The organism is Amycolatopsis rhizosphaerae (assembly GCF_007713715.1).
Taxonomy (GTDB): domain Bacteria; phylum Actinomycetota; class Actinomycetes; order Mycobacteriales; family Pseudonocardiaceae; genus Amycolatopsis_E; species Amycolatopsis_E rhizosphaerae.
This window is the reverse complement of sequence record NZ_VJWX01000358.1, coordinates 1-7,458: the sequence shown is the minus strand read 5'-3', so window position 1 is coordinate 7,458 and position 7,458 is coordinate 1. Positions and strand designations below refer to the sequence as shown.

The following is a 7,458-nucleotide window of genomic DNA, read 5'->3' as shown; positions in this document are numbered from 1 at the left end:
GCTCGCGACCGTGGCGGTCCGTAGTAAAGCTTCTTTGCTCCAGATCCCCGGGCTCCGGATCCCCGGCGGCCACTACTGCCGTCCGCGGCGGAAACGCTCGGCCAGTACCGGGTCGTTCTCCCACCAGAGACCCTTGGCGGGCGCGGCGGGCGCGTCGGCCGTGCCGGACTTCGTGGCTTCGTCGAGCTCGCGGTCGGCCTGCCGGGCCTGCCGTTCGTCGGTCCGCATCCAGCGCGCGAACAGCGCGCCGACGAACGGCAGCCCGGCCAGATCGCCCCCGATCCACAGGATGCCCGCACCGACGATCTGGTCCGTGCGCAGGTCCGGGCCCCACGCCCGGTGAAGCGCCTCGTAGTAGCCCGCCGCCCGCAGCGGACCGAGCCACAGGATCAGGCCCAGCGCCGCGTCGACGACCACCTCGGCGAAGCTGATCCCGAACGACACCAGGTGGTGGTCTTCCCGGGGGGTCGGGTCGAGCCGCAACCGGGTCCAGAAGTACACGAACCCGCAGCCCAGCAGGCCCAGCCGCACCAGCTCGTCCACCGCCGCGTGCCGCAGGGTCAGCTCGTACAGCGGGGTGAGGTAGATCAGGAACGGCGGCACGATCAGCAGCACGGTGATGACCAGCGGGAAGGTCAGCACCCGCGCGACGAGGCTCCGGCCCAGCACCCGCAGCCGGTCGGCGAACGGCGCGGTGGCCAGCAGCAGGGTCAGCGGCGCGCCCAGGGCGAGCAGCAGCGGGGTAATCATGAGCAGGGTCACGACCTGCAGCGCCCGCACCCAGAACAGCACCCCGTCGTAGGCGCCGAGGAACGAGCAGGTCAGCAGCAGTATCGTGGCCAGCCCGCCGAGGAAGGCCGCGGTACGCGAACGCGGCCAGTCCGGCACCCGCCGCGCCGCGGCCAGGTACCAGGCGCCGAGTCCGAGCACGAACACCAGCGCGGGGACATCGAGCGTCCCCGTGGTGAAAATCGTTCCCCAGGTCAGCGCAGTCATCGTGGTCAAACCGCGAAATAGATCAGGCTACCGGCACCCGCCAGCACGCAGTAAATCGCGAACGGGGTCAGTGTCCTGCTTTCGAAATACGAGGTCAAGAAGCGCACCGCGATATAGGCCGCGACACCGGCGACCAGGCTGCCCACCACCGCGGGCCCCAGCGAAGCCCGGTTGTCCGCGGAGAACAGCGACGGCATCTTCAGCACGCCCGCCGCCAGGATGACCGGGGTGGCGAGCAGGAAGGCGAACCGCGCCGAGTCCTCGTGGTCGAGGCCCCGCCGCAGTCCGGCCACCATGGTGATCCCGGACCGGCTGATACCGGGGAACAGCGCCAGGATCTGCGCGGCACCGATGAGCATCGCCTCGCCGATGCCCAGTTTGGCCAGTCGCTGGTCCGACATCTCCTCCACGCTGATCGCCCGCATCGGCATGGTGACCTCGGCGGAGAAGTCGATCGTCTGCTCGGCGGCGGCGGGCACCGCGGGCTTGGCCGCACGGGTCCGGCCGAAGCGCTCGACGGCGTAGAGCACCGCACCGTTGAGGGTCAGGAAGATCGCCGTCGGCACGGGCTTGCCGAGGAAGTCCCTCAGCGCCTTCTCCAGCAGCAGGCCGGCGACGCCGACCGGGATGGTGGCGAGGATGAGCAGCCAGGCCAGCCGCTGGTCGGAGTCGGCCACCTCGCGATCCCGGATGGAGGTCCACAGGCCACGCAGGATGCGCACCCAGTCCTGCCAGAAGAAGACCACCAGCGCGATCGCGGTGGCCACGTGCATCGCGACGAGCACGGCGAGGTACGGCGAGTCCTTGCCCATGCTCAGGTCGTTGGCCCAGGAGCCGCCGAACCAGGCGGGGAGCAGAATGCTGTGCCCGAGACTGGACACCGGGAACAATTCAGACACACCCTGCAAGGCGCCCACAACAATTGCCTCGAAATATGTCACAGCGGACATTGAGGACCTTTCCACGAACGCGAAGCACGGTTTCGCTACGAAAGTACCGGACACGTCCGGCGCCCCCGGTGGCACGGGTGGCCCGATCGGAGGGGAAATCGTAGACGGCCGGAGAAGCGGCGAAACGTCAGCCCTGGTACGGCATCCGGATGTCCGCGACCTTCCAGCCCTCGCCCGTTCGCCGCAGTTCGAGCGTCACCGCGACCCGCTTGTCGTACGCCGCACCGCCGTTCTGCGAGACGGTGGCGGCGAGGTAGACCAGCGCGGTCGCGGTCCCCTGCGCGGAATCGAGGGCGCTCAGCGCGGAAGCCGCCACCGTGGGGGTGACCACTGTCTGCCGCTGCTTCGCCTCGTCGGCGTACTTCGGGAAGTCGTCGGCGATCCGGAGTTGCAGGGATTCGGCGGCCACGGCCTTCTGGCGCGTCTCGATCTCGTCCGGGATGCGGTAGTCGACGGTGGTCAGTTCGAGCGCGGCGTGCTCGGCGGTGGCCAGGACGGCATCCCGGGTGGTCGCGACGGCGTTCTGCTGGACGGCGGGGGACGGCGCCGGTGGCGGCTGCCCGTCCGCCAGCGGAGTGACCAGGGCTGTCACCGTGACCGCGGCGACGACCACCACGGCCACCACCGCGACGAGGACGAACACCCACCGGTCCCGCCGCAGGGACGGTTCGACGGAATCCATGGCGTCGGCGTCCCTCATTTCGTCCGCAGGTCGGCGATCAGCCAGCGCTGCCCCACTTGTTCGGCGGTGACGACCAACGCGGCGGTACCCGTCGTCCCGGCCGTGCCGGGCTTTTCCACGTGCTGTTCCACGAAGACCAGCAGTTCGGCCTTGGAGCCGGTCAGCGTCCGCACCGCGGCGTCGCTCACGGTCACCGTGATCCGCTGGTTTTCCGGGGGAACCTGCATCAGCAGGCTGTCGTACTGCTTGGCGGCCGCCTCGGTGAAGTACTTACCCGCATCCCGACGCGCCTGGTCGAGTGCGTCCCCATGGATGCCGAAGACGGCCCGGAGTGCCTCGCTGACCTGCGCCCGCACCGCTTCGGTGGCGACGGGGTCACTCAGGGCCAGGTTCGACGGGGCGCTGGGCGGCGGCGGGGCGGCGACCGGCGACGGCGCACGCCCGAGCAGCACCAGCACGGTCACGACCCCGCCGACGAGCAGCATCATCGCTGTCGCCAGTCCGGCGAAAAGTCGGCCTCGGCCGGGCCGTGCCTCCGGTGTCACAGAATGATCTTCGGCCGGTTTCTCCCCGTTGTCCAGAAAAAATCAACCGGACAGCACCGCCGACAGGGTCTCGTGCGCGGCCACCAGCGAAGGCCCGTACCAGGTGAGGTAGCGGCCGGAGACCAGGACGTGGCGCACCCCCGGGAAGGCCTCCGGCCCGTCCTCCGCCGTGAACCGGTACGGCTCGTCGGGAAGTACGAGCAGATCCGCGTCCCCGCGGTCGAACCACGACCGCAGCTCGTCCAGCTTCGGCCTCGGGTACCGGTCCTCGTGCTCACCGTACACAATGGACACTCCGAGGCGGCGCAGTACGTCGCCACCGAAGGTGTCCCGGCCGAGGATCACCCAGGGCCTGCGCCACACCGGCACCACCGCGCGCACCCGCTCCGGGCGGATCTCCCGCCACAGCTGCTCCGCCCGCACCAGCCAGTACGGCTCCGCCACCTCGAAGGCCTGTGTCAGCAGACGCCGCAACGACGCGAGCGCATGCGGCACGGTCGCCGGAGCCTCGGTCACCCAGACCGGAAAACCGTTGGCACGCAGGCGTTCCACGTCCTCGGGCCGGTTCTCCTCGGAGTTGGCCAGCACCAGGTCCGGGCGCAGTTCGAACACCCGGTCCAGCTTGGGGTACTTCGATCCGCCGACCCGCGGCACGGCCAGCCCCTCCGGGTGCGTGCAGTAGTCGGTCGCCCCGGCGAGCACACCGGGGACGCTCACCGCGATCGCTTCGGTGAGCGACGGCACCAGCGACACCACGCGCCGCGGGACGCCGAGCAGCGGGACGTCCTCGCCGAGGTCGTCGAACAGGGCCATCGCTCGCTGGTCGGTCATGCTCGCTCGAACGACACCTTTCGCCTCTCCACGTCCACCGCGGTGAGCCGCACCGTGATGCGCTCCCCCTCCGGCAGGTTGGCCCCGGCGCACCGGCCCATCACCGGTGGATCCTCCACCAGGATCTCCGCCCTGGCCTCCTCGGCCCGCAGCACGACGGCCTCGAAGGTGCTGCCGACCCGCTCGGCCAGCATCCAGGCCTCGACCTGGTCGAGGCAGGCGCGCTCCACCCTGGCGGCGAGGCCGTCCGAGGTGCTCATGAGCGACGGCAACTCCGGCAGGGCCGCCTGCACCCAGCCGGGCACTTCGGCTCCGGCGGAGACGGCGAGGCAGACCTCGGTGGCGAACCGGTCCACCAGCCGCCGGATGGGGGCCGTCACATGGGCGTACGGGGCGCCGATCCCGGCATGGGAGGTCGAGTCGGGCGCCCCGCCGGCGAAGCTCGTGTAGCCGGCGCCGCGCAGCAGGCGGGTCGAGCAGGTGTAGAGGGCCATCGACTCGGGCAGCGCCGGGTCGAGCCCGGCGAGCAGTTCCGACACGCTCGTGCCGGCGGGCCAGGGAATGCCCAGCGCCTGCGCGGAGCGGCGGAGCCAGTTCACCGACTCCTCGTCCGGATCGGGCAGGGTGCGCAGCACCCCGATCCCGGCCTCGATCATGATCCCGGCCGCGGCCATCCCGGTGAGCAGCGAGATCTCCGCGTTCCAGGCATCGACGGGATTGCGGGGACGCATGCCCAGCACCCAGCCGTCCCCGGCGTCGCCGCCGATGGCCTGTTCGGGCAGTTGCGGTTCCACCGCGCCGCGGTGCACGGCGAGTTCCCGCCGCAGCCGCCCCAGCGCGGGCAGCGGCTCGATCGAAGGATGCGGGGTGCCGGTGGCGAAGGCGGCCTGCACGCTCTCGTAGTCGAACCGGGCGGTCGACCGGACCAGGGCGCGCCGCACCCTGGTGGCCGTCGGCTCACCCCCGCTGTCCAGGTCGATCGTCCACAACACGGCCCGGCGCGTCTCGCCGGGCAGCAGGCTGGCCGCGCCTTCGGACAGCACCGGCGGATGCAGGGGCACGTTGCCGTCGGGGAGGTAGAGCGTCTGGCCACGGCGGCGGGCTTCCCGGTCGAGCCGCCCGCCGGGACGCACGAACCCACCCAGGTCGGCGATCGCGTAGTGCACGCGGAAGCCTTCGCCCCGGCGCTCCAGCGCCATCGCCTGGTCGAGGTCCTTCGCGCCGGGTGGATCGATCGTGACCAGCGGTAGCGCGGTGGCGTCCTCCCGGGGCGCGACGGCGGCGGGCGGGTCCATCGCCACGGTCTCGGCTTCGGCGAGCACGTCGGCGCCGAAGCCGTCCGGCAGCTCGAACTCGGCGCGAAGGCGACCGAAGTCGCCACCCGCCGAGTAGGCGTGAACCACGACGCGAGGCACATATGCACCCTAACCCGCGCGAGGCCGTTGATCCCCCCATCGGTGACTGGGCCACCCGGGTGTACCTTGCCATACTAGTGATGAAAACCGATTTCATTTTCGATTCATGGAGAGGGTGTGGTCCGCAGTGAAGGTCGCCTTCGTCGGCAAGGGAGGCAGTGGCAAGACCACGCTGACCTCGTTGTTCACCGCCTATCTGGCCGGCGCGGGGCATCCCGTGCTGGCCATCGACGCCGACATCAACCAGCACCTCGCGGTCGCGCTGGGGGCGAGCGAGGAGGAGGCCGCCGCGCTGCCCACCCTCGGTGAGCACCTGCCGCTGGTGAAGGACTACCTCCGCGGCGACAACCCGCTGATCAGCGGCACCGACGCGATGATCAAGACGACTCCGCCCGGGCGCGGTTCCCGGCTGATGCGCCCCTTCGAGGACAACCCGGTCACCGAGGCCTGCTTCCGCGAGGTCGGCGGGGTCCGGCTGGGCGTGACCGGCCGCTTCACCGAAGACGACCTCGGCGTCGCGTGCTACCACTCGAAGGTCGGCGCGGCCGAACTCCTGCTCAACCACCTCGTCGACGACGAGCGCGAGTACGTGGTCCTGGACATGACCGCCGGTGCCGACGCCTTCGCCTCGGGGCTGTTCACCCGCTTCGACGTCACGTTCCTAGTGTGCGAGCCGACGCTGCGCAGCGTCGGGGTGTATCGCCAGTACGCCGAGTACGCGCAGGATTTCGACGTCCGCCTGGCGGTGGTCGGCAACAAGGTCACCGACGAGGAGGACGTCGCCTTCCTGCGCGAGCAGGCCGGTGAAGACCTGCTGTGCTGGCTCACCGGATCGGGCCACGTCCGGGCCGCCGAGCGGGGCCGCGCCCGGCCCATCGGCGCGCTCGAACCGCACAACCTGGCCGCACTGGCCACCATGCTGTCCACTGTGGACTCGACTGTGCGGGACTGGGACCGGTTCCACCGGCAGGCCGTGGAGTTCCACCTGCGCAACGCCCGCTCCTGGGGCAACGAGCGCACGGGCCAGGACCTCGCCGCGCAGATCGATCCCGAGTTCGTCCCCGGCCCGGCCGCACTGGCCCGGGCGTAGCCCACCGCCGGAAAAACAACGGAAAAAGGAGAAACAGTTGTCCCTGGACGTACCCGCCGCCCTGCTCGAACGCGCCGAATCCGGTGAGGTGACCGATGCCGAGTTCGTCGCCTGCGTGCGCGACTCGCTGCCCTACGCCTGGCAGGTGATCAGCACCGTCGCGGCCGACCTGGACGGCGGCACGGCGGACTTCGCCGACCACGCGACCCCGCCGCCGAGCGAGACCGAACGCGGCCAGCTCCTGCGGGCGCTCGCCTCCGACGCCATCCGCGGCGGACTCGAACGGCACTTTGGCATGAAACTGGCGTTCCAGAACTGCCACCGGGTGGCCGCCTTCCGCCCGGCGGCGGTGGACGGCGACGCCTACCGCGAGTTCATCTCGCCCGCGGGCCAGCTGCGCAACCAGAGCCCCGAGCTGCGCGACTGCTGATCTTCGCCCCTACGGCGCCTTCCCGCACGCGGGAAGGCGCCGTCGCTTTTCCCGGTCAGTCACCGCCCCACTCGGCGTCTTCCTCGTCGGCCTTGCGGGTGCGCTCCCGGGCGATCTCCAGCGCCCGCCGCGCGGTCGCCTCGTCCGGGTAGGGCCCGAGCAGGTCCACCGAGCGGGACCGCTCCAGATGCTCGACCTCGTGCGTGCGCGTGTTGTAGTACCAACCCCGGTCCGGATCCGGATCCTTGCTCTTCGCCGCCATACCCCGAGCTTCGCACCTGCCGCCGGTGCTGTCACCACCAGCGGCGGCGGCCAGGGTCAGGAGCGATAGCGGAACGGCTTCTCGGTGGGCTCTCCGGTCGGGCCGAAGGTGCCGGGCCCGGCCGCGCCGTCCTCCCGCAACTCGTCGAACCAGCCACGGTCGCCCATCGGGATACCTCGCGGGGGCGTGTCGGTGTCCGCGTCCACCGCACCGTCCACCACACTGTCCACGGCACTGTCGACCGCACTGTCCGGCGC

The 7,458-nt window shown here is 70.9% G+C and carries 9 protein-coding genes and 1 pseudogene; 2 read left to right on the top strand and 8 right to left on the bottom strand.

The window, feature by feature from the left end; genetic code table 11:
• Positions 1-72: 72 nt before the first annotated feature.
• The 6 genes from FNH05_RS27215 to FNH05_RS27190 all read right to left on the bottom strand — a co-directional run bounded on the left by FNH05_RS27215 (position 73) and on the right by FNH05_RS27190 (position 5,419).
• Positions 73-996 (bottom strand): cytochrome c oxidase assembly protein, encoded by a 924-nt coding sequence (locus FNH05_RS27215; protein WP_144591606.1) that lies wholly within the window; start codon positions 994-996, stop codon positions 73-75.
• A 5-nt stretch (positions 997-1,001) separates the two neighbouring features.
• Positions 1,002-1,946 carry an undecaprenyl-diphosphate phosphatase gene (locus FNH05_RS27210; RefSeq protein WP_144591599.1) on the bottom strand — a complete coding sequence of 315 codons (945 nt, stop codon included), beginning with the start codon at positions 1,944-1,946 and terminating at the stop codon, positions 1,002-1,004.
• A 127-nt stretch (positions 1,947-2,073) separates the two neighbouring features.
• Positions 2,074-2,628: a hypothetical protein gene (locus tag FNH05_RS27205; protein ID WP_144591597.1), complete on the bottom strand. Its 555-nt coding sequence runs from the start codon at positions 2,626-2,628 to the stop codon at positions 2,074-2,076.
• 14 nt (positions 2,629-2,642) lie between these two features.
• Positions 2,643-3,116: a hypothetical protein gene (locus FNH05_RS27200; protein ID WP_144591595.1), complete on the bottom strand. Its 474-nt coding sequence runs from the start codon at positions 3,114-3,116 to the stop codon at positions 2,643-2,645.
• Between the two features lie 99 nt (positions 3,117-3,215).
• Entirely contained in the window at positions 3,216-3,986 is a 771-nt protein-coding gene (locus FNH05_RS27195; protein WP_144591604.1) for a helical backbone metal receptor, read from the bottom strand.
• Between the two features lie 14 nt (positions 3,987-4,000).
• The gene (locus tag FNH05_RS27190) at positions 4,001-5,419 is read right to left on the bottom strand and encodes an RNB domain-containing ribonuclease (protein WP_425458495.1); all 1,419 of its coding nucleotides are present in this window, start codon (positions 5,417-5,419) and stop codon (positions 4,001-4,003) included.
• Positions 5,420-5,546: 127 nt separating this feature from the next.
• Here FNH05_RS27190 and FNH05_RS27185 point away from each other — a divergent pair, with 127 nt between their 5' ends.
• Both FNH05_RS27185 and FNH05_RS27180 read left to right on the top strand, forming a co-directional pair.
• Complete coding sequence (locus FNH05_RS27185) at positions 5,547-6,509, top strand: ATP-binding protein (protein ID WP_144591601.1); 963 nt, start codon at positions 5,547-5,549, stop codon at positions 6,507-6,509.
• Between the two features lie 37 nt (positions 6,510-6,546).
• Complete coding sequence (locus FNH05_RS27180; protein WP_144591594.1) at positions 6,547-6,939, top strand: SCO5389 family protein; 393 nt, start codon at positions 6,547-6,549, stop codon at positions 6,937-6,939.
• Between the two features lie 55 nt (positions 6,940-6,994).
• Here the strand turns inward: FNH05_RS27180 and FNH05_RS27175 are convergent, their stop codons facing one another.
• The gene (locus FNH05_RS27175) at positions 6,995-7,201 is read right to left on the bottom strand and encodes a hypothetical protein (protein ID WP_144591592.1); all 207 of its coding nucleotides are present in this window, start codon (positions 7,199-7,201) and stop codon (positions 6,995-6,997) included.
• Positions 7,202-7,257: 56 nt separating this feature from the next.
• Positions 7,258-7,458, bottom strand: a pseudogene (locus FNH05_RS27170) (hypothetical protein); the annotation flags it as partial.